Genomic DNA, 22783 nt, shown 5'->3' on the forward strand with positions numbered 1-22783 from the left:
ACACCTTTATAAGATATAAAATACATATTAATTCGTATCAATATTTATGACAGCATCTGAAATAAGACAGCAATTCCTGGACTTTTTTGCGTCAAAAGGGCACCAGATCGTCCCATCTGCCCCTATCGTTATTAAAAACGACCCCACCCTGATGTTTACCAACGCGGGGATGAACCAGTTTAAGGATTACTTCCTTGGCAACCGGGTTCCTCCCAATAAAAGAGTGGTAGATACGCAAAAGTGCCTGCGGGTAAGCGGCAAGCACAACGACCTGGAAGAAGTAGGTATTGATACTTACCACCATACCATGTTCGAAATGCTCGGTAACTGGAGCTTCGGCGACTATTTTAAGAAAGAAGCCATCGCCTGGAGCTGGGAATTACTGACCGAAGTATATAAGATCCCTAAAGACAAGCTCTATGTGACTGTTTTCCAGGGAGATGCCAGCGAAAACTTACCGAAAGACGAAGAAGCATATAATTTCTGGAAACAACATATCGCAGAAGACCGGATCCTGTTGGGTAACAAAAAGGACAACTTCTGGGAAATGGGCGATACCGGTCCATGCGGCCCTTGCTCTGAAATTCACGTGGATTGCAGAACAGAAGCGGAGAAAAAACTGGTAGACGGCAAAACCCTTGTCAATGCAGACCATCCACAGGTGATTGAAATATGGAACAACGTATTCATGCAGTTCAACCGCCTGAAAGATAAATCCCTGGAGCCTTTACCGGCACAGCACGTAGATACCGGTATGGGACTGGAGCGCCTCGTAAGGGTGTTGCAGAATAAAACCTCCAACTACGATACTGACCTGTTTATGGGTACCATCCATACTACAGAAGAACTCAGCGGCAAAAAATATGCTGGTACCGATGATAAAAAAGATGTGGCCTTCCGCGTTATTGCTGACCACATCCGCGCGATTTCCTTCACCATAGCGGATGGACAACTGCCATCCAATACCGGTGCAGGATACGTAATTCGCCGTATCCTCCGCAGGGCAGTACGTTATTATTACTCCTTCCTGGATGTGAAAAAGCCACTGCTGCACGACCTGGTACCTGTACTGGCTGCTCAGTTCTCTCACGTATTCCCTGAGTTGCAACAACAGGTAGACTTTGTTAAGAAAGTAGTTTTTGAAGAAGAAAATAACTTCCTGCGTACCCTGGAAAGCGGTATCCGCCGAATAGAAGACTTTATCCAACACGCAACCGTTAAGGCCGTAGATGGTAAAACTGCCTTCGAATTATATGATACATATGGCTTCCCTTACGACCTCACCAGCCTTATTGCTGCAGAAAATGGTTTTTCTGTGGATGAAAAAGGATTTGAGGCTGCCATGAAAGAACAGAAAGACCGCTCACGCGCCGCTACTGAACTTGATATGGGCGACTGGGTAATACTGGACGAAACACCTAATTCTGTTTTCGTAGGTTACGAACAGCTGGAAAGCACCACTAAACTGCTGAAATACCGTACCGTAAAGGCAAAAGGTAAAGAACAGTTTCAGCTGGTACTGGGGCAAACGCCTTTCTACGCTGAAAGCGGCGGACAGGTAGGAGATACCGGTACGCTGCATTTTGGAGAAGAAGTGATCCATATAACAGATACCAAGAAAGAAAATAACCTCACCATCCACTTTGCAGATAAATTGCCGGCTCAGCCAACAGTTCCTGTAAAAGCGGCCGTAGCAAAAGATAAACGCCATAACACGGAGCGTCATCACTCTGCTACTCACTTACTCCACGCAGCATTACGACAGGTACTGGGTACCCACGTAGCACAGAAAGGCTCGCTGGTTAATGCAGAAGCCCTGCGCTTTGACTTCTCCCACTTCGCGAAAGTAACAGACGAGGAAATGGCGCAGATAGAAGCTATTGTAAATGAGAAAATACGGGAAAACATACCCGTGGTGATCCGTGAACTACCTAAGGAAGAAGCCCTAAAACTGGGTGCCATGGCGTTGTTCGGTGAAAAATACGGAGATGTGGTACGTGTAGTAGTGATAGATCCCGCTTATAGCGTAGAGCTCTGCGGGGGTACACATATCAGCTCTACCGGCGAACTGGGTCAGTTTAAATTTGTGTCAGAAGGTGCAGTGGCTGCAGGCGTACGCCGTGTGGAAGCTGTTACCGGCTCTAAAGCAGAAGCTTTCGTAAATGAGCAACTGCAGCAACTGAAAGAAATTAAGGCCGCCCTGAAAAATCCGAAGGAAGTGGTTAAAACAGTGGAAACACTGCTGCAGGACAAAGCTTCCCTGGAAAAACAACTGGAAGCACTGGAGCTGGAAAAAGTACGTGCACTGGCCACTACATTGCGCCAACAGGCAGAATCCGTGAATGGCATTAACTTCCTGGGGCAGGTCGTAAACGTTAGCAGCGCAGAAGGATTAAAGCAACTTTCCTTCCAGCTGAAAAATGATATCCCGGATCATGTGCTGTTATTTGTAGCCAACATCGGCGGCAAAGCCAGTGTAGCACTCACTATAGACGAAAGTATAGTGGCTGCCAAAGGATTTGAAGCACCTAAATTTATTAAAGAACATATTGCACCGTTGATCAAAGGTGGTGGCGGTGGCCAGAAAACCTTTGCTACTGCAGGCGGACAGGATACAGATAAACTGGATCAGGTAATCGCGGCAGTGAAAAAAGCGATCAGCTAAGACAAAAGGTATAAAGAAAAAAGCTATTGTAGCGAATGATTGTGGAGGATAAATATATATCCATTATCATTATTCGCTACAATGGCTTTTTGCTTTATGCTTTATCCCTTCTGCGCTATTTTAACTTTTTCTTTCCTGTCTCACTCTTTAATTTTGTTGCATTAGTTTAAATTTAGTTAACAAAACGATTCAGCAATATGATCAGGTTACTGCAAATCCTCACACTGGCAGGTATTTCCTGCTTTATTACGGGCGCGGTATCTGCCCAAACAATCAAATCACCCAAAAATCAAATGGGAGAGTTTGATGAAATTGTAATCAAGCATAAAAACGACAAAGACAGTAAGGTTACCGTAGAAATCAAGAATGGCGATATCCTCGTGAATGGTAAAAAAATGGATCAATATAATGATCCTAATCTCTCTGTTTTCCGCAGAAAAATTACACCGCGTGATGGTAATTCCTTCAGCTTCGACACCGATAACCTCCCCGGTAATTTTGATATGCTCAATGATGATGGCAATGACGAGGAAGATAATATGCCCGCAATAGCTAACAAAGCAATACTGGGCGTGATCACAGAAAAAATAGCTGCGACCGGCGTTACCGTGAAAAGCGTCGCCAAAGGCACACCTGCAGATAAAGCCGGTATCAAAGAAGGCGATATCATCACCGCTATCGACAATCAGAAAATTAATGAACCGGCAGAACTATTTGAAGTCATCGGTAAACATCAGCCGGCAGACAATATAACGGTATCGTATATACGCAATTCGAAACCGAACAGCGTGATTGTTACACTGGACAAAAGAAAAAATATGGGTAGTGATAACTGGAGCCTGTATCCACCATCCGGATCACCCAAACTGAGACCACGCACTTTCACTTTTCCGTCTCCGTATCCACGTGGAGAACAAGGCTTTGGCAATGGCCGGTACAACCAGGCAGAAGAAGGTGTAAAACTCGGATTGCAGGTACAGGACACCGAAAATGAAGAGGGCGCCCAGGTAATTGACATTGCACCGGCATCTCCGGCAGAAAAAGCTGGATTTAAAAAAGATGATATTATCACAGACCTGGCTGGCAGTGCGGTTAAATCAGCATCAGATCTTTCCAAAGCATACCGGGAAAATCGGAACAAAGTTAATATAACGGCTACGGTTAAACGAAATGGACAAACACAATCGCTGGAAATAAAAATACCAAAGAAATTAAATAAAGCAGACTTGTAGTTTTTAATTATGCAACTATACATAGTTATCAATAAAAAAGGACGCCGATACAGCGTCCTTTTTTATTGGTAACTATTTCATTAATAGCTTCATCACTTTCAGCTTATTTTTAAATGGTGGATATTTCGTGGGAACATCCAGCCACGTAGCTGTTTTCAGCATTCCTTTCTCATGTGTAAACGTATTGAAGCTATACTTACCATGGTATTTGCCCATACCACTATAACCCGCGCCACCAAAAGGCAATTCAGGATTCGTGAGATGTACCAGCGCATTGTTCACGCAGCCACCACCAAAACGCACCTGTTCTATCAGCATTTTTTCTGTTTTCTTACTCTTTGTAAATACATATAATGCCAGTGGATAAGGCAGTTTTTTGATTGCCTGTATCGCCTGTGGTAATTCTGTATAGGTAAGAATCGGTAATACAGGACCGAATATTTCGTCCTGCATCACCGGATCGGTCCATTCCACATCATCCAGCAGGGTAGGGGCGATGTACAGACTATCACGATTGGTTTGGCCACCATGTAAAATATGGCCTTCCTCCAGGTAGGCCGCCACCGTATCAAAACGTTTGCTGTTGATGATCCGGGCATAATCACCGCTGGCCGCAGGATCATCTCCAAAAAATTCTATGATGGCCGCTTTCAGTGCTGTTACCAGTTCTTCTTTTACTTTCTGATGCACCAGCAAATAATCCGGCGCCACACAAGTTTGGCCGGCATTCCAGAACTTCCCCCATACAATACGTTTAGCCGCCACCGTTACATTCACTTTTTCATCTACCACACATGGCGATTTACCGCCCAACTCGAGTGTTACCGGTGTAAGATGTGGCACTGCCATTTCCATAATCTTTTTACCAACAGGTATACTGCCGGTAAAAAATACATGATCAAAACGGAAGCTCATGAGCAATGGAATTACTTCCGTACCATCACCTTCTACTACGGTAATATAGGCCGGATCAAAAGTATCCCTGATCAGGTCGGCTACTACGGTGGCTGTATGCGGAGCCATCTCCGAAGGTTTGATAATAGCACAGTTACCACCTGCAATAGCTCCCAGCAAAGGGCTCAGCAGCAACATAAACGGATAGTTCCACGGGCCAATGATCAGCGTGAGCCCTAGTGGTTGCTTGTACACCCGGCTGCTGCTGGGGTAGGTCACAAAAGGAGAGGTCACTATTTCGGGCTCCATCCACTGTTTAAGCCCATCGAGTATATAGCTTATTTCTTCATATAAAAACCCTATTTCGCTCCCATAAGATTCCATGGGGTGCTTATGCAGATCAGCATGTAAGGCCGCAATGATCTTCTCCTCATATTTCTGTATTGCCTTTTTTAACCGTTTCAACTGCGTTTTCCGGAAAGCATACGGGAGTGTAGCGCCAGAGTCGAAATACACCTGCTGCGCCTGATAAAGTTGACTTGCCTGGGCCTTACTGATCATAGGGAAGATTTTTTTTACTTGTTGCTTATCTCAATTTAGGGATTTATTGGCACCAAATAGCCTGAAATCACGGTATTATTTGAATATATTTGTGGGAATCAGTATGGAATATGAGCGATATATACAGCAAATATGAAACAGTGATAGGGCTGGAAGTGCACGCCCAGCTGCTTACCGAAAGTAAATTATTTTGTAGCGACAGCGCTGCCTTTGGCGGCGCACCTAATACGCATATCAGCCCTATTACGATGGCGCATCCGGGCACTTTGCCCCGTATGAACCGTAAGGCGGCAGAATATGCCATCAAACTGGGTCTGGCTTGTCATTGCGAGATTGAAAAAGATAATTATTTCGCCAGAAAGAATTATTTCTACCCGGATCTTCCGAAAGGTTACCAGGTATCGCAGCATACCGCCCCTATTTGTAAAGGTGGCTATATTACGATTATTACCGATGCAGGCACCCGTAATGTGCAGTTAAACCGCATTCACCTCGAAGAAGATGCGGGCAAATTGCTGCATGATCAGGATCCCAATAACAGCTATGTGGATTATAACCGCGCAGGCGTACCATTGGTAGAAATCGTGACGGAGCCGGACATGCACAACAGTGATGAGGCTTATGCTTATCTCACTGAAATGCGCCGCCTGGTACGTTACCTGGGCGTATGTGACGGTAATATGGAAGAAGGTAGTATGCGTTGTGACGCTAACATCTCCGTTCGCCTGAAAGGTGCTACCACCTTGGGTACCAAGGTAGAGGTGAAAAATATGAATTCTATCCGCAATGTAAAGCGGGCTATAGATAACGAAGTAAAAAGACAAATAGACCTGATTGAAGCCGGTGGCACCCTGGTACAGGAAACCCGGAGCTTTGACGCGTCTAATGGCAGTTCTTTTTCCCTGCGTTCCAAAGAGGAAGCCAACGACTACCGTTACTTCCCGGAACCAGATCTGGCGCCTTTCCGGCTCACCGATGAATTTATTGCAGGGATCAGGGCTACCTTACCGGCGCTGCCGGAAGAACTGATCCGCAAATATACGGTGGAATTCGGACTACCGGAATATGATGCCCGCGTGATCTGCGATGATAAGTCCACTGCAGATTATTACGAAAGCCTCATTGCTGTTACATCTCAGTACAAAGCTGCGGCCAACTGGATGTTGGGGCCTGTTAAGTCCTGGCTGAATGAAAATTCAGTGGAAATCAGCCAGTTTCCGGTAACACCCACCGCATTAGCATCGCTCATCACCTTAACAGATGCCGGCAAAGTAAGCTTCTCTATCGCCTCTTCCCGCATACTGCCGGAAATGATACAGTCGCCTGCTGATCCGATGGAAATAGCTACCCGGCTCAACTTATTGCAGGACAACAATGCCGACAACATTTCGCCTATCATTGATGAAGTGCTGGCAAAATATCCGGATAAAGTAGCTGCTTTTAAAGGTGGTAAAAAAGGCCTGATGTCGCTGTTTGTAGGAGAGGTCATGAAACTCTCCAAAGGCAAAGCAGATCCGCGTCTTACCAACGAATTACTGGCCGAAAAGCTCAAGGGCTGAAAAAGCATTAATGATAATTAACCTATATTGAGTAGCATTGGTCAGATGAATGTTCAAAAAACAACAGCATGAAAAAATACTTATTATGGATTTCCGCCGGTGTTTTTCTGGCAGGATGTGCCGGACAAACGGAGAAAGGTGAGTTTAAAATAGACGGGCACTTTAGTAATCTTCCATTGGGTCCGGTGGTACTGGAAGAATTGACACTGGAAAATGTGAAAGTGGTAGATTCAACCAACATCAAAGATGCCAGTGGAAAGTTTTCACTGAAAGGTATGGTGGCTGAACAAGGCCTGTATCGGATACGCTTTGATAACGGCAAATTTGTATTACTGGCACTCGATGCCGGCGATATGAAAATAGATGGTGATATGGACAAACTGGAAAACATCAAAGTAACCGGTTCTGAGCCTACTACCGAACTGCAACAGTTCCTGTCAGATATCAGTAAGCAGTCCATTTCACTTACGGAAGAAATGCGCCAACTGGATAGCCTTCACGGATCATTGCCTGATAGCGTGTTTCAGCCACGTCTGGCCGAGCTCCAGAAAAAAGAAAAGGATTTTGAAAATGGCTTCTTCCTGATGGCTGATAAAACAAAAAATCCTGCCAACGCAGTATTTGCTATTAGCCAGGTAAGAAATGGTGAAGAAATTGTAGCACACAAACAAGTGATCACTAATCTCACTACACGTTTCCCGAAGAACACGCTGGTAAAAAGCATGACAGATAAAATTGCTGAATTACAGAAATCACAGCAACAGGGTGGTGGCAGTGATGCTGCCGGTGGTGAAGAACCATCTGCTGTAAAAGTGGGTCAGGTAGCCCCCGACTTTACATTACCTGATCCTGCCGGTAAAATGATCAGTCTGAGTTCTTTCCGTGGTAAATATGTACTCGTGGATTTCTGGGCCAGCTGGTGTGGTCCCTGCCGCCAGGAAAACCCTAACGTAGTAAAAGCTTATCAGCAATACAAAGGTAAAAACTTTACGATACTGGGCGTATCTCTTGATAAAACAAAAGATAAGTGGCAACAGGCTATTAAAGAAGACGGACTTGCCTGGAACCATGTAAGCGATCTTAAATTCTGGGACTCTGCAGTAGTGCCTTTGTATGGCATCAATGCTATTCCTACCAACTTCTTACTGGACCCTCAGGGCAAAATTATTGCAGCTAATCTGAGAGGAGACGCGCTGGAAGCGAAGTTAAGAGAGGTACTGAAATAAGGTATTCATCTTCATAAAAAAAAACCTCACTGGAATAATACCAGTGAGGTTTTTTATTACAAGTGATAGTTTGCAATTATTATGGATTCTGTACAATCTTAGTATTCGCATTTAACTCATCCTGAGGGAACAGCCACTGCCATCTTGTATCACCTGCAGGCATCTTCATGATGCTTGCCAGGGAAGGATCATGATTGGCACCACTTCTGTCAAGCGCTTCATTTTTACGTTTCAGATCAAAGAAACGGAAGCCTTCACCCCAAAGTTCCAAACGACGTTGAATAGCAATTTCATCTTTCAGCGCCTGGCCCGTGTTAGTTGATTTTACATAATTAACATCGCGGTTGTTTACCAAGGTGTACAAAGCGTCTGCAGCTGCTCCATCCTTTGACAACTGGGCGTTTGCCTCTGCATCAATCAGGTACATTTCAGCTAAACGCATGTAAGGCACATCTCCCACACTGCTACCAGTTCCTTTAGCAAGAAATTTCTGGTTCATGTAAGGATACCTGATGAAGTTCGGCGCAGGTAATGGATATTTCTTTCCGGTAGAGTCCCACAACTGAGCACGTACATCCGTTGCCGTTAGCTTGGCGTATAACAATTTATTAATCGCTTTTGGATTACTACGGATATTGGTAGAGCTAAAATTAAACGACATGTAAGCAAAGAACCCGTTGAATGCGGTGGTCTGGTCATCTGTTGGACGACTTGCCCAGATCCATTCTGCGTTATCGCCGTTGTTGAATCCTCTTACATAATCAGTATTACTCATCAGAGAGTAGCCGCCTTTCTTAATCACCAGCTCCGCATTGGCAGCAGCATTCGCCCAATCCTGCGTAGCTAATGCAACACGTGCTTTAAGTCCCCATACCACGGTAGAATCAAAGTGAGATTTAGCTCCTGAAGTGCGCGCATAACCACTCAGATTTGTTAACGCATCGTTCAGGTCCTTGTTTACCTGGGTATATACTTCTTCTACCGTTGCTCTTGACTGTGGCTCAATAGTAAACTTAGTCAATACCGGCACACCATCCTGATTGTTAGGCTTCGTAGTAGCATCATAGCGTTTGGCAAATAACTGCACCAATTGAAAATGCGCCCATGCTCTGTAGGCCAAAGCCTCACCTCTGATGGCTCTCTTATCGGCATCACTACCGGGAATACCATCTATCTTTTCAATGATTTTGTTAGCATTTGCGATGATCCTGTAATAGAAGTAATAAACAAACTTCAGATGGGCGGCGCTGGTATTACGATGTGTAACCCATTGGTAATTGGCAACAAACCAGTTATTACCGGCGCTGGTCATCACGAGGTCATCTCCCATCATATCTGCATCGATCATAACAGTAGACTGACCGGTTTGGTCCTGGCTATCATAGTCCTTATACATGGCCCTGTGAATACCGTTCAAAGCAGCCCATGCGCCCTTCATGTCAACAAACACAACGCCTTCCTCCACTGATTCGGTAGGAGCAGTATTGAGATAATCTTTTTTGCAGGATGTCAGCGACACGCCGGATACTGCAAAAGCAATGAATATATAAAGTATCCTTTTCATTCTTTCAAATTTTAGAGTGTAATGTTCAATCCTGCACTGATGATACGCGCTGGCATATATACATTCGAGGTAACACCGGTAAACGCCTGTGCAACGTTCATTCCTTTACGTGCAGTGAAGAGTGCGAGGTTTTCACCACTCAGGTATACGTTAGCAGCACGCACGTGTGCTCTCTGCGCAAAAGCTTCCGGAACGTTATAGCCCAATTTAACTGACCTTAAATTCAGGAAAGAAGCGCTGGTTAACCAACGATCAGAAGTAGCAGCATTGAAGTTGGAAGTCTGGCTCTGATCCATACGTGGTACATCTGTGATATCACCAGGTTTCTGCCAGCGTTTCAATGCATCTGTATGTAAAGCCGCACCATAGCTACCGGAACTCATTAACGAAGCATAAGTTTGATCGTATACTTTACCACCCAACTGGAAGGATACCAGAACGGAAAGCTGGAATTGTTTGTAGTTGAAAGTATTGGTGATGCTACCAAATAAGTCTGGAATAGCGCTACCTGCATAGTGATACTTAGCATTATTGATATTGGTAGTTACCGTATCACCATTTTTCAGGGCGCGAACGCCAGCACCGCTGGTATTGTTGGCAACATACAATGCAGCTCCATCAGTAGGATCTACGCCGTACCAGTCACGTAACCAGTAGTCATACATAGAGTGACCAACAGACAACTTTTTTGTACCGCTGATAATTTCAGCCTGCGGCAATTTAGTGATCACGTTTTTGAAGGAACTCAGGTTCAGATCTACTGTCCAGCCGAAATCTTTCTTGCGGAAAACTTCACCTGTTAACTGCAATTCTACTCCTTTGTTCACCATAGTACCCACGTTCACTGTTTTAGTAGAAATACCGCTGGAAAGTGGTAATGGCAGATCGAACAACAGGTTATCTGATCTACGGTTGAAATATTCCACACTACCAGATAACCTGTTATCCAGTATTGCAAAGTCAACACCTACGTCAAAGCTCTTATTAGCTTCCCATTGAATCTGAGGGTTACCTAATTTGGTGAAGAATACACCTGGCTCCAGCGCATTATTGAAGCCCAGTTTATACAGTGTCTGCCATGCATAGTAGATCGGAGTTACTACTCCATTGCCATCTACCTCTATTACGGCATCATTACCCGCAGTACCATAAGAAGATCTCAGTTTCAACATATTAACCCAGGTAGCGCTATGCATAAAGTCTTCTTTATCAATACGCCATCCTGCACCAACGGAGTAGAAGTTACCCCAACGGTTATCTGTGTAAAACCGGGAGGTTCCATCACGACGGACAGATGCAGAAACAAAATATTTCTCATCATAATCGTAGTTAATACGGGAGAAATAACCTTCAGTTCTGTATTGTCTTTTATAAGAATACAGGTTGTTAGTGGTAGTAAAGTTATACAGCTCAGAGTTACCAAGAATGATCTGTGACTGACGCTCTCCATAGAGCTGGTTCGCTGTCTGATCATAATTTTCGTGACCTACTAACACACCCAGGGTATGAGCACCAAAGGTTTTGTTGTAGTTCAATAACTGGTTCAAGGTATAGCTGGTAGTTTGTGTACTGGTACGGGAACCGAGACCTATTGGTGCACCATCACCCACCACGGTATTCCAATAAACATTGCTTCTGGTGTTGGTAATGTCTACACTCAGGTTGGTAGTGAATTTAAAATCTTTCAGGAAAGTTATTTCACCAAAAGTTCTGCCACTGAGAACATTGCGGGTGAAAGAGTTATCATTCAGCAGGTTTTCACCAACGGTATTACGACCGGGGGAGGCATTGGAGCCACGAGAACCGCCCACATCAAAAATCTTGTTGCCATCTTTATCCAATACATAAGCACCGGTTGCATCGTGTTGATATACCGGATAAATTGGTCCGATATTACGGGCAAAGAAGATAGGATTTACGTAAGAAGTGCTGCTGGTAACGTCTGTTTGATTTGATTTCACAAAAGTACCCGACAGGTTAACACCCGTTTTAAACCAGTTGGTAGCCTGTGTGTTTACGTTAATACGAGCACTGATACGTTGAAAATCGGAATTGATTACATAACCTTTATCGCTCAGGTAGTTCAGTGATGCGAAATAATCCGTTTTATCTGTTCCGCCGCTGTAATTCATACCATATTCCCCACGGGCACCGCCGCGGGTAACTGCTTTTTCCCAATCCAGATCGTCCGGATAGAGCAATTTGGCATTAGGATTCAGTATACCATTGGTATCAACGATTGCATTATCGGCTACGTTAAACGGATTGTATCCCAACATATCTTTGATGCTTTTCGCACCAGCTACGAGGCCGGAAGCACGTTTGTTTGCAACATCCCGCGCTGTACCATTAGTCACCAACGCATTACGTTGTGCTTCCCATAGCATCGGATAATATTGCTGTGCATTTAATCTGCTATATTCCGGAATGCCACGTGAGTTAAAGCCCTGTATAGCAGTTACTTGCAGCTGATTACGTCCATTTTTACCTTTTTTGGTAGTTACAATTACCACACCGTTAGCTGCGCGGGAACCATAAAGAGAAGAAGAAGATGCATCTTTCAGCACAGAAATGCTCTCGATGTCAGCCACGTTCAAGCTACTCAGATTACCGGAGTACGGTACTCCATCCACTACATACAAAGGATCGCTGGAAGCATTGATAGATCCAAATCCACGGATGCGAATAGCTGGTCCGTCACCTGGCTGACCACTTCCTGCATTGGTTTGAATACCAGGAGCGGCTCCATCCAATGCACTGGCAACGTTGGAAATAGCCCTGGTAGCAAATTTTTTGCTGTCAATTTGTGTAGTAGCGCTGGTATTAGATCCCTTTTTAGTGGTACCATAGGCCACCACAATCACTTCATTGAGCGCTTTTTCATCGGTACCCAGCTTAACATCAATGTTGCTTTTACCGGAAGTAGCTACTTCCTTTGAACCAAAACCAACAAATGTAAACTCAAGCACCGGGTTCCCCTCTACATTCAAAGAGAACTTACCCTCTAAATTAGTAGTAGTCCCGGTATTGGTATTTTTAATTTTTACGGTTACACCAGTCAAAGGTGCACCGTCTTTGGCATCAGTCACCTTACCGGTGATAGGTCGCGTTTGCGCGTGCGCCTGGATAACGCTGATGGCCGCAATAAGCAAGAGCAGCAATGCTTTCTTCATAAGCGATTTAGATTTTAAAATACAACTACAACAAAAGGGTCCATTACAGGCATGGCAATGCTATTAGGCATCCTACCTTTATTCTAACAAATATGTACATACGAAATAACAAACTCCACGCGTGCAAACAACGTAGCGGCAAACAGCACAATACAGTACAGTACAGCAAATGTTATCTCAAAAGCAATTCAAAAACCAAATAACAAGCTAACATATTGCAGCACAAGCGCGCAGCAACAAGCAATTATTTTCTATCGTTAAACATTGTAACCGAACACATTTCAAAAAGTAATGCGTTCAATACCCCGAATAAATTCCGATGCGGGAATAGGTTCTGGTTTACAAGTTGTTTAGATCCTTAATTAAAATGGAAAAAGTCGTTGTAACTCGTTCCTCAGTAAGCAATTATTCTCTCTATAAGCTCAATAAAAGTTAAATTCAGTTTATCATGTTGTAACATAGAATACTTCTATGCGGTCCTGATTTTGGTTCATCAAAATTTTTCATGATGAGCGCAAATATAAATGAAACAGATCCGTCAGGAAATAACACCTTCGTAGTATAGTTGAGATCTATTAAAATAGTCCGGGAATAATCCCGAACTATTTCGTTGTATTCAGATTTCGGTTGACAAAAAATTAATACTGCGGTATTTGTGCTTTTTTCAATGCCGGATTCAAAAATGCTTCTGCAAATCGCCATCATTTAATCCTGGCTATAACATATTATTAGGTATCCTACCTTTATTTTCAGATAATATGTATACATGAAATAACAAATGCCAATGCAAGATAACCTAACAACGGACTTACAAAAATCCATATTACTCGTAAGCAATGAAAAATAACAAGTTAGTTTAGTTGATACATAGCACAGGTCAGCAATTTTTCCATGTAACATCGCAAGTGAAGTTTAGGTAGAACAAGACACCCAACAAACACTTTCTGAACCTAAGTTTCTCCTCGGAATGAATTACAGCTGGCAAGTGTTAGATCCTTAAAAAAATGGAAAATTGCAGTAACACGTCTTAATTAAGCAGAAAGTCCCTCAATACGGTCAAGTTAAAACATTCTCAATTCATCATGTATATTTTCCCGATAATCCATTGTAAATTCAGATTTTGGCTCTTCAAGTTTTCATGATGAAGGCAAATGTAACCAAAGAAGACTACCCAAAAATAACACATTCGTGTTATGTCATGAATTCTACAAAAGCTATTTGAAAAACGTAGTCCCCGAATATATCTTAACCATCAAGGCGCTCCATTTTTCAAATAGCTGCTTCTTAAATTCCGTGTATACGTTAGCGTTATTTCCGGATTGTATACGCCACCTGAATGCTTGCCCCAGGATAGCTGGTAGCATCCGGTCTCCTTTTTCACCGGGAACACCATATTTATCCTACATAAATATAAAATATCATAAACTTTTTTTTCTTCTTTTGATACGGTTATGCCTAAACGAAAGAAGGGAATGCCAAATAGCATTCCCTTCTTTAATACTTAAATACCAGTTAATTACTTATTGACCATATCCTGCATTTTGCTCAATCGGATTGGTATTGATTTCCGTTTKAGGAATAGGACAGATAGCAATAGGTGAGGTAGTACTGATAGTACATGGCGCCGTTATTTCCAGCAGATTATGACAGAAATTGCGGACAACATCTTTACCATTTCTGAGGAGGTCAAAATAACGGTGACCTTCAAACATAAATTCGTTTCTGCTTTCAGCCAGTACATAATCCAGTACATCTTTATCAGCGATACCAGACAACTGACCTCCTCCCATAATTCTCTGCGCTCTCAGGATATTCAGATTACTGATAGCATTGGCGGATTGATTCAGGTGCGCATATGCTTCCGCGCGAATCAGATACATTTCTGCCAAACGGAGGATCTTAGGGCTATGCATACCTGCGATACCATCCTGTCCTGAAAATTTCAGGTTAGTTCTTTCACCGGTGCTGCCGTCAGAAAATACACCAATAAACATTTTTCTATTATCGGTGCTGGCTACTGTATTGTACAGATCAGGAGATACACGAACATCGCCATATCCTGGCTTCAGGTATATTTTACCAATATTATCTGAACCAAAATCTTCAGCAGTACCAACATATCTCAGTGTAAAGATTTCCTCCTGAGTGCCAGGAGTACTATAAAATGCTGCCAGATCACTTGGGGTAGCTAATGAAAACCCTGCATTAATTACGTTGGTAGCTTCAGTAATAGCTGCCTGGTCATCCCCTTTTGCAAGATAAACCCTGGCCAGCAGTGCTGATGCTGCATACTGGCTTGCGCGGTATTTGCTTTTAATACCAACGTTTACCAATAATTTTTTCGATTCAGTCAGATCTGCAATGATCTGTGTATACACCTGCGCTACAGTACTACGGGATGTTTGCGCCAGTTCAAATTTCAATTTGAGTGGCACACCTGCCTGACTGCCGTTGGTGTTGCGGTAAGGCTTGGCAAACATATTCACCAGATCAGAATATGCTAATGCCCGGATAAACAAAGCTTCTCCTTTAGCAACATTCTTCACTTCCTGATCACCTGCTACGGAATCCACACTATTAATAACGTTATTAGCCCCCAGGATAGCTTTATAAGCCGTTTTCCACAGATTCTCTACATCCGCATCCTGCACGTTGTATTCACGCTTAAAACTGGATATAAAACGGTTACTGTTTTTTGCTGCCAGGTATACGTTATCGCCGCTCACCTCGGTCATCACCCAATAGTTACGACCATAATATTCTGTTTGCTGTAACGCATCGTATGTACCGGTCAGGGCAGACTGCACGGCGGGTAAATCACCTAATGCATCGCCTATGTCCAACTGGTTGTTTGGTTTCACATCCAGCTTACCAGAACAAGCCTGTAACAGGGCAGCTGCTGCAAATATTCCTATGATATATTTTTTCATGCTGATTATCCTTTTAAAATTACAATGTGATATCTACACCAAAGCTCACGCTCTTGTTAACCGGATACTTAAAGAACTCATATCCATCATATCCGATTTCCGGATCCACACCTGAGTAGTTAGTAATAGTCCACAGGTTAGCTCCTTGTACATATACGCGGATACCCTGTATCTTGGCGGCTTTCAACATGTATGAAGGCAGGTTGTAACCTAAAGTAACATTACGTAATCTGATGTAGGAACCATCTTCCAGGTAACGGCTGGAGGCTGCGTTGGAAGATTTATTACCACCAATTACAGGTTTAGGACGATCAGCCTTTTGACCGGGAGTAGTCCAGTAATTTTCTCCTGCTTCTACGTTGTAGTTCCATCCAAAACGTCCACCATCTGCATCACCATATCTCTTTGTACCGTTAAAGATTTCGTTACCCTGAGAAACATAGAAGAATGCAGACAGAGAGAAGCCCTTATAGTTAACGGTATTGTTGAAGCCCATAGTGAACTTAGGCATGGTGTTACCAAAAGTTTTATAAGATGCTTTGTTGATATCGTTGGTTGTTTTACCATCAGCAGTATACCACAATGGATCACCATTAGCAGGATCCACACCAGCCCATTCTCTCAGGTACCAGGTATAAGCCGGCATTCCTTCTTTCAGGATAGTGTTGGTGTAAGTGGTTTCTTCAAAATCTTTAAAGTTATTGATAGGCTCATGGTTATTCAGCTTCAATACCTTGTTGCGGTTCATTGCAAAAGTTACATCTGTAGTCCAGGTAACTTCTTTTGATTGAATATTTACAGAAGATACTGTTGCTTCAATACCCCGGTTTCTGATAGCACCTACGTTTGCTGGTCGCTGGAAAATACCAGTAGACAATGGAATAGGCACATTCATCAACAGATCATCACTCTTCTTGTTATAAACATCTAAGGAAACAGTCAGCCTGTCTTTCAGGAAGCCCATATCCAAACCAATGTTGGTATTGGTACTCTTTTCCCAGGTCAGGTCAGGATTACCAATGCTGTTCAGATATCCACCTGGTGCACCGTTGTAGGCAACATTGTATTTGTACAATGCCATCCACGCATAGTTACCAAAGTTGGCATTACCGGAAGTACCATAGCTGGCTCTCAGTTTCAGGTTGGAGAAAATGCTCTGAGACTTCATAAAGTTTTCATCTATTACACGCCAGGAAGCACCCAGGGCATAAAAAGTACCATACCTGTTGTTAGGGCTGAAACGGCTGCTACCATCTCTTCTGATGGAACCTGTCAGGTAATACTTGTTGTTGTAAGTATAGTTTAACTGACCCAGGTAAGAAACGAAACGATAATCATAAGAATCACCGGTTACTGACTGCGGCGTGGAAGTAGCATCCAGTACATTCAGTTTACCATTAGCCAAACCAATGCCCGATGCGTTGAAACCATCAAAGTGGGTAGGTACGTATTCCATCATCGCCAGGTAATCAAACTGGCTTTTTTCACCAATGTTGAAATTACCGGAGAGAGATGTTTGTGATGTGATTGTTCTGTTGGTTTGACTTGCTTCCAGTACACTTCCACTTTTGGAACCATCTTCAGAATTAAATCCATCTGCAGTAGTTGGATCCTGGAAAGATTTCTGACGGGCCATGATCATGTCAGCAGAGATATTCTGTGAGAATTTTAACCAGTCAAATATGCGGTAGTTCAGGAACATTTTACCCAAACCACGGAAGTTGTAGTTGTTATTGGTATTCAATGGAACAGAATACAGGAAGTTATCTCCGGTAGTAGAGCTTGCCCATGCATCTTCCAGACCTGTATATAACTTACCATTTGGCTGGTATGGATTCAGCATAGGTGAGTTGGCAAAACTTGCCAGCAACGGACTGCTGTAACGGTTACCAGCACCAGCGTTATTAGCATCGCTGTAAGACAGGTTCAGATTCATACCGATATCCAAACGGTCGTTTACTTTATGCTGGATGTTAGATACTACTGAGTAACGTTTCAGACCAGAGTAAATCAGGGCACCGTCCTGGCTGAAGTAAGCACCGGACAGGTAGTATTTGGTTTTATCGTTTCCTCCGCTGGAAGAAATCTGATAGTTCTGTGTACGTCCATTCTGGAAGGCAGCGTCTCTCCAGTCAAACATATGATTCAGTAAAGAGTCAGGCAGTTGGTCTTTGATTTCTGCTTCTGATGCCCCACCTAAGCGCAGAAGCCCTTTTTCATAATTAAAAGCCTGCTCACCATTCATTTGCTTCCATTTACCGAAGCTGGGAGAAGTGAAACCGTATTGTGCTTTAAAGTTAACGTTAGAGGTACCGGCTTTACCTTTTTTAGTGGTGATAACGATTACACCGTTACTACCTCTTGAACCATACAACCCGGTAGCAGATGCGTCTTTCAACACATTCACGCTTTCAATGTCGTTAGGGTTCAGGTTAGCCATGATATCACTGCTCTGTGTCTGGTTATCGTAATTGAACTGGCCATTATTCACGATAATACCATCAATTACGTACAGCGGACCTGCACCTGCACTCAGTGAACCAATACCACGGATAGTTACTTTCTGAACAGACCCGGGTTGTCCGGAACCGGAAGCAGATACCACACCAGGTGCACGACCTTGCAGGATCTGGTTTACATCCGGCATAGGTACGTTCTCTATTTGCTTGGAACTTACTTCTGCAATGGAACTCACCATTTTTTTACGGTCTACCTGCGTGTAACCTGTTACCACTACTTCGCTCAGTTGCTTGTTGTCGGCTTCCAGGCTCACGTTGATGACTTCTTTGTTTGCAGGAAGTTCCTTTACCAGGTATCCTATAAAAGAGAAGGACAGGACCGCATTGCTGTTGTCTACTGTAATTTTGTAAGAACCATCCGGAGTGGACATAGTGCCCTTGTTGGTTCCCTTGATCTGAATAGTTGCGCCAGGTATAGGCGAACCGTCTTTACCATCGGTAACTCTCCCTGTTACTGTGCGGCTCTGCGCATAGACCTGCCCGCCCAGAAATAGCACGGACAAGAGGAGAAATAACACTTTCCTCATAAGCATGATTTTGTTGTTTCCTTAACCTTAAAAAATAAAAATCCACATCAAGGCTATAGAGCCCTAATCATTTGGTTCCCGTTAAATCAGTTGAGTAAATTGTAAGCTGGATAACTTTAGTAGTGGAGAGCTGGCAAGCGTATTATATACTTTGACAATAACTAAAAGATTGACCTATTCCATTGCGATTTATTTAATAAATCAACATCAGAAGTAATCAACTTCTTCCTCATAAGCAGTTTCCTTAGCAAATTTTCAACCAGCTTCAAATATAATAATTCTTAACAAAAAATTAAGCTAGAAAAGTTGCTGATAACATTTGGATAACACTCTTTTAACGTCTTATTAACTTATTTGTAATTAATATAATTCGTAAGGGCATAAGAATAAACAAGCGGCAAGAATACCGCCTGTACTCATCAACCAAAATCTAAATCGAGATTAATGTTGCCCCGCATAAAGCGGGGCTAATTATTTTTATCAGGAAAGGGTAAGCGGGTATATTTTTAATAATTCCAGCAGTACCATAAACAGGTCATCATTACGATGATTAAACCGGTATTCACACTCTTTCAAGTGCAAATAGGCGGTGTTACGGTTCAACCCTTTAAACTTGGCTAGCCGGTGCTTTGTTAAGCCCCAGAAAGCATCTACATCGTCCATTTGGTGCGTTTCCGAAGTTTGCCCCAATCGGTACAAACGGTATTGACCTAAATCCACCAAACCATTAAACCTGCGCAAACGTTCTGCTGCACCCTGGGTTTCCAATACGGAACGACCACGTGTGGCAGCATGAATCATGGAGCGGCTTACATCTGGGAGAATTTCGGTGTGCAACCTGTCTGAGGATCTGCAGATGCCGAAGATTACCGGCTTTACAATCCGGTCTACTTCCGGCTTTACGGCCACCAGCGTGTCGCTGTCGTGGTCCGGGGTTAGGTCACTGGGTCTGCTGTCGTAGGTTAAAACGGGAACAGGCGCAGGATGCTGCGTCTCACAGTAGCGTGCAATCTGGTGTCTTAGCTTTTTCAGGTAACTATTAATAGTTACCCTGCTGACACCGCTGATATTGGCTATCTGGGTCGCAGTAAGATCATCGGCAAACAGCCGCAGGATCTCCTTAAATTTGCGCTCGGATAAATGAGCGCCCTTTAAGTACTTATTTTTCATGAACTATGTGTTAGAATGGCATTATAAACCTCATACTTTTTCATTATAATATGCCAGCCTTTTTTACAAGCGGTGAAAAGGGTATTTGAATGCTGCCCACTAGATTATTTCAGGGCGATTATTTGTCCATTTTAGCTAAATGTTTAGCAGTGACTGCGAAAAGTAGCCTATAAAAACACATCGGGGGCGAACAGCTGCAGCCAAAACTGCATCCGTTCGCCCCCGATAGAGACTATTTTTATGCTAAAAAAGACTATTCTTTATCGCTGATTCCCAGCTTCTCAATATCGATATCTTCCTCTTCATCCAGCGCTTTCCATAACTCCTTCTTCTTGGCCTTCTTTAATAACGCCTTTTCCATCCACAACAGCAAAGCCGGCAAAATCGTCAGATTGGTGATCATAGCCACTACCAGCGTAAKAGAAGTTAACCAGCCCAGAGCCTTTGTACCTCCAAACCCGGAGAAACTAAAGATCATAAAACCTGCAAACAAAATCGCAGAAGTATAAATGATACTCAACCCTGTTTCATGAATCGTTTGCTTTACAGTAGCACTGATATCAAAATCATGACGCGGTAACTCCTGTTTGAAATTTACAAGGAAACGTATTGTAACATCAATGGCTATACCAAGCGCTACGCTGAACACCAATACGGTAGATGGCTTCAACGGTACGCCTACCCAACCCATTACACCTGCAGTTACTACCAGCGGAATCACATTCGGGATCAAAGATATGATCAGCATCCTCCAGGAACGGAACAGATACAACATACACAGCATAATCAATACAAAAGCCAGCACAATACTTTCCATCAACCCGTTAATGATAAACCGGGTACCCTCCTGGAATATAACACTGGTACCTGTAAAGGTAACCTTGTAGTGAGCAGTATCAAAAATAGCCGTTACCTTAGGCTGTAACGAATCCAGCAATACCGGTAACTTCTGGGAACCCACATCCTTCATATTCACACTCAGTCTCGCTACCTGCTTGGTACTATCCATAAAGGAAGATACCAGCTTTGAGAAAGTAGAAGCAGGGCCAGTAGCATTACTTCCCTTCATTCGCAGATAAGGCGCCAGGAAGCCCAGATCAAACTGGTTAGGCACCGCAAAGTTGGAGCTATCCCCGTTATAGTAAGCCTGCTTGGCAAACTTAATACCTTCCACTACTGACAACGGACGGCCAAAATCAGGCTGTGCAGAAATCAACTGTGTCAGTTCATCCAGCTTGTTCAGCGTTTGCAGATTGATGACCCCGTTTTTCTTTTTGGTATCCACCGCTATTTCCAGTGGCATCACCCCTTTAAAGTTAGTTTCCAGGAACTTCAGATCCAGGTACAATTTATCGGTATGCGGAATATCATCCAGCATATAGCCCACAGACTGCAAACGTCCCATCCCTGCAATCGCCAGGATCACCAGGACAGCACTTACTGCGTATACCCATGACCGGTACTGGAATACCAGTTTGGTCAGGAAATTCAGAATAGCACCAAAGAAACGGTTATCCAGGTAGGTAGTATGTTTGCTCTTCGGTGCAGGTAAATAACTCAGTACAGAAGGCAGGAAAATGAAAGAGATCAGGAAGATGAACATAATATTCAAACCTGCTACCACACCAAACTCTTTCAGGATAGCACTATTGGTAAAACAAAACACGCCAAAACCAATAGCAGCCGTCAGATTGGTAAACAAGGTTACAATCCCCATCCGTTGTATCATATGCACCAATGCCCTCGTTTTATTGGCATCCTTGGCATATTCGGTATGATACTTACTCAGGAAATATACACAATTGGGAATCCCTATTACCACTATCAGCGATGGAATTAACCCCGTCAGTAATGTAATTTTATAGCCCATGAGCACTATCGTACCCACAGACCAGATCACTCCAATGGCAACCACAATCATAGACATCAGTACAGCGCCAAAGGAACGGAAGAACAGGAATAAGATCAACCCTGTCAGGAGAAATGATATTTTAAGAAACAGCTTCAGTTCGTCTGCCACCTTAACGGCCATGGCAGTACGAATTAAAGGCAATCCGCTCAAATGCACTTCTGTATGTTGCTTTTCCTGGAAAGCTGTTGCCAGCTTGGTTATTTCTTTTACTACCGCCGTACGTTTAGGCGAATTAAATACATCCTTATTCACATAAATAGCCATCAGATAGGCATGTGTATCCGGATTGTATAAAAGGCCTTTGTAAAACAGGAGAGTGTTAAATACTTTTGATAAACTATCAATCACTACCTGGTTTGTCAGATCGCCCTTGAAAAGCAAATTGGCTTCCAGCTTCTGTGTACTATCGTTCTTCACCAGGTTTACTGCCATGGGCACACTCATAATGTTTTCTACGGCAAAAACATTTTTCATGTCCTTGTTCAGCTGAACATAGTCCTTAAAAAAATCTGCCTGGAAAAATTTATCTGTTTGCACAGCGAGCATGAGCACATTACCATCTGCTCCAAATTTCTTCTTAAACTCCTGGTACTCAAGAAATTTTGGATTATCATGCGGGATAGTGGCCACATAGTCATAAGACATTTGAACCTTACTGGCAAAATAACCCATCACGCCGGTACCGGCAAGCAGTAGAACAAGAAGCAATAATCGATATTTTAGCACAAAGCCGGCTAAACGTTGCCACATAAGGATTTCCTTTTTAGTAATGGGCGTAAAGGTAATTAAAATAGCTATTAGCTGTTAGCGAACAGCGATGAGCTGTCTGGTTTTGGCTACCAGCTGCCAGC

The 22783-nt window shown here is 43.3% G+C and carries 11 protein-coding genes; 4 read left to right on the top strand and 7 right to left on the bottom strand.

The genetic code is table 11. The features are described 5' to 3' along the window. The first annotated feature begins 46 nt into the window (after positions 1-46). Positions 47-2665, top strand: a complete 2619-nt coding sequence (gene alaS, locus AC1DCV_RS21400; RefSeq protein ID WP_477025071.1) for an alanine--tRNA ligase — start codon at positions 47-49, stop codon at positions 2663-2665. A gap of 197 nt (positions 2666-2862) precedes the next feature. Then, on the top strand, positions 2863-3897 hold the full coding sequence (locus tag AC1DCV_RS21405) for a PDZ domain-containing protein (protein ID WP_477025072.1): 1035 nt from the start codon (positions 2863-2865) through the stop codon (positions 3895-3897). A 72-nt stretch (positions 3898-3969) separates the two neighbouring features. Here the strand turns inward: AC1DCV_RS21405 and AC1DCV_RS21410 are convergent, their stop codons facing one another. Next, complete coding sequence (locus AC1DCV_RS21410) at positions 3970-5352, bottom strand: aldehyde dehydrogenase (RefSeq protein ID WP_477025073.1); 1383 nt, start codon at positions 5350-5352, stop codon at positions 3970-3972. A gap of 110 nt (positions 5353-5462) precedes the next feature. Here AC1DCV_RS21410 and gatB point away from each other — a divergent pair, with 110 nt between their 5' ends. Continuing rightward, on the top strand, positions 5463-6911 hold the full coding sequence (gene gatB / locus AC1DCV_RS21415) for an Asp-tRNA(Asn)/Glu-tRNA(Gln) amidotransferase subunit GatB (RefSeq protein WP_477025074.1): 1449 nt from the start codon (positions 5463-5465) through the stop codon (positions 6909-6911). A 68-nt stretch (positions 6912-6979) separates the two neighbouring features. After that, a complete protein-coding gene (locus AC1DCV_RS21420) occupies positions 6980-8137 on the top strand; it encodes a redoxin domain-containing protein (protein WP_477025075.1) in 1158 nt (385 codons plus the stop codon). A gap of 79 nt (positions 8138-8216) precedes the next feature. On the opposite strand, the gene AC1DCV_RS21425 is transcribed toward AC1DCV_RS21420, so the two are convergent. From AC1DCV_RS21425 to AC1DCV_RS21450, 6 genes are all read right to left on the bottom strand, one after another. After that, on the bottom strand, positions 8217-9701 hold the full coding sequence (locus tag AC1DCV_RS21425) for a RagB/SusD family nutrient uptake outer membrane protein (RefSeq protein ID WP_477025076.1): 1485 nt from the start codon (positions 9699-9701) through the stop codon (positions 8217-8219). An 11-nt stretch (positions 9702-9712) separates the two neighbouring features. Further along, a complete protein-coding gene (locus AC1DCV_RS21430) occupies positions 9713-12874 on the bottom strand; it encodes a SusC/RagA family TonB-linked outer membrane protein (protein WP_477025077.1) in 3162 nt (1053 codons plus the stop codon). 1520 nt (positions 12875-14394) lie between these two features. Beyond that, on the bottom strand, positions 14395-15804 hold the full coding sequence (locus AC1DCV_RS21435; protein WP_477025078.1) for a RagB/SusD family nutrient uptake outer membrane protein: 1410 nt from the start codon (positions 15802-15804) through the stop codon (positions 14395-14397). Positions 15805-15823: 19 nt separating this feature from the next. Further along, positions 15824-18850: a SusC/RagA family TonB-linked outer membrane protein gene (locus AC1DCV_RS21440; RefSeq protein ID WP_477025079.1), complete on the bottom strand. Its 3027-nt coding sequence runs from the start codon at positions 18848-18850 to the stop codon at positions 15824-15826. Between the two features lie 480 nt (positions 18851-19330). After that, positions 19331-20020 (bottom strand): hypothetical protein, encoded by a 690-nt coding sequence (locus tag AC1DCV_RS21445; RefSeq protein ID WP_441573056.1) that lies wholly within the window; start codon positions 20018-20020, stop codon positions 19331-19333. A gap of 253 nt (positions 20021-20273) precedes the next feature. Continuing rightward, complete coding sequence (locus AC1DCV_RS21450) at positions 20274-22682, bottom strand: efflux RND transporter permease subunit (protein ID WP_477025080.1); 2409 nt, start codon at positions 22680-22682, stop codon at positions 20274-20276. Positions 22683-22783 lie beyond the last annotated feature (101 nt).

The sequence above is a fragment of the Chitinophaga sp. 10T418 genome, from assembly GCF_056394125.1.

Excerpts from the sequence above, each read along its gene's own strand:
- alaS (WP_477025071.1), top strand. The coding sequence starts at position 47 with ATGACAGCATCTGAAATAAGACAGCAATTCCTGGACTTTTTTGCGTCA.
- AC1DCV_RS21405 (WP_477025072.1), top strand. The coding sequence starts at position 2,863 with ATGATCAGGTTACTGCAAATCCTCACACTGGCAGGTATTTCCTGCTTT.
- AC1DCV_RS21410 (WP_477025073.1), bottom strand. The coding sequence starts at position 5,352 with ATGATCAGTAAGGCCCAGGCAAGTCAACTTTATCAGGCGCAGCAGGTG.
- gatB (WP_477025074.1), top strand. The coding sequence starts at position 5,463 with ATGAGCGATATATACAGCAAATATGAAACAGTGATAGGGCTGGAAGTG.
- AC1DCV_RS21420 (WP_477025075.1), top strand. The coding sequence starts at position 6,980 with ATGAAAAAATACTTATTATGGATTTCCGCCGGTGTTTTTCTGGCAGGA.
- AC1DCV_RS21425 (WP_477025076.1), bottom strand. The coding sequence starts at position 9,701 with ATGAAAAGGATACTTTATATATTCATTGCTTTTGCAGTATCCGGCGTG.
- AC1DCV_RS21430 (WP_477025077.1), bottom strand. The coding sequence starts at position 12,874 with ATGAAGAAAGCATTGCTGCTCTTGCTTATTGCGGCCATCAGCGTTATC.
- AC1DCV_RS21440 (WP_477025079.1), bottom strand. The coding sequence starts at position 18,850 with ATGAGGAAAGTGTTATTTCTCCTCTTGTCCGTGCTATTTCTGGGCGGG.
- AC1DCV_RS21445 (WP_441573056.1), bottom strand. The coding sequence starts at position 20,020 with ATGAAAAATAAGTACTTAAAGGGCGCTCATTTATCCGAGCGCAAATTT.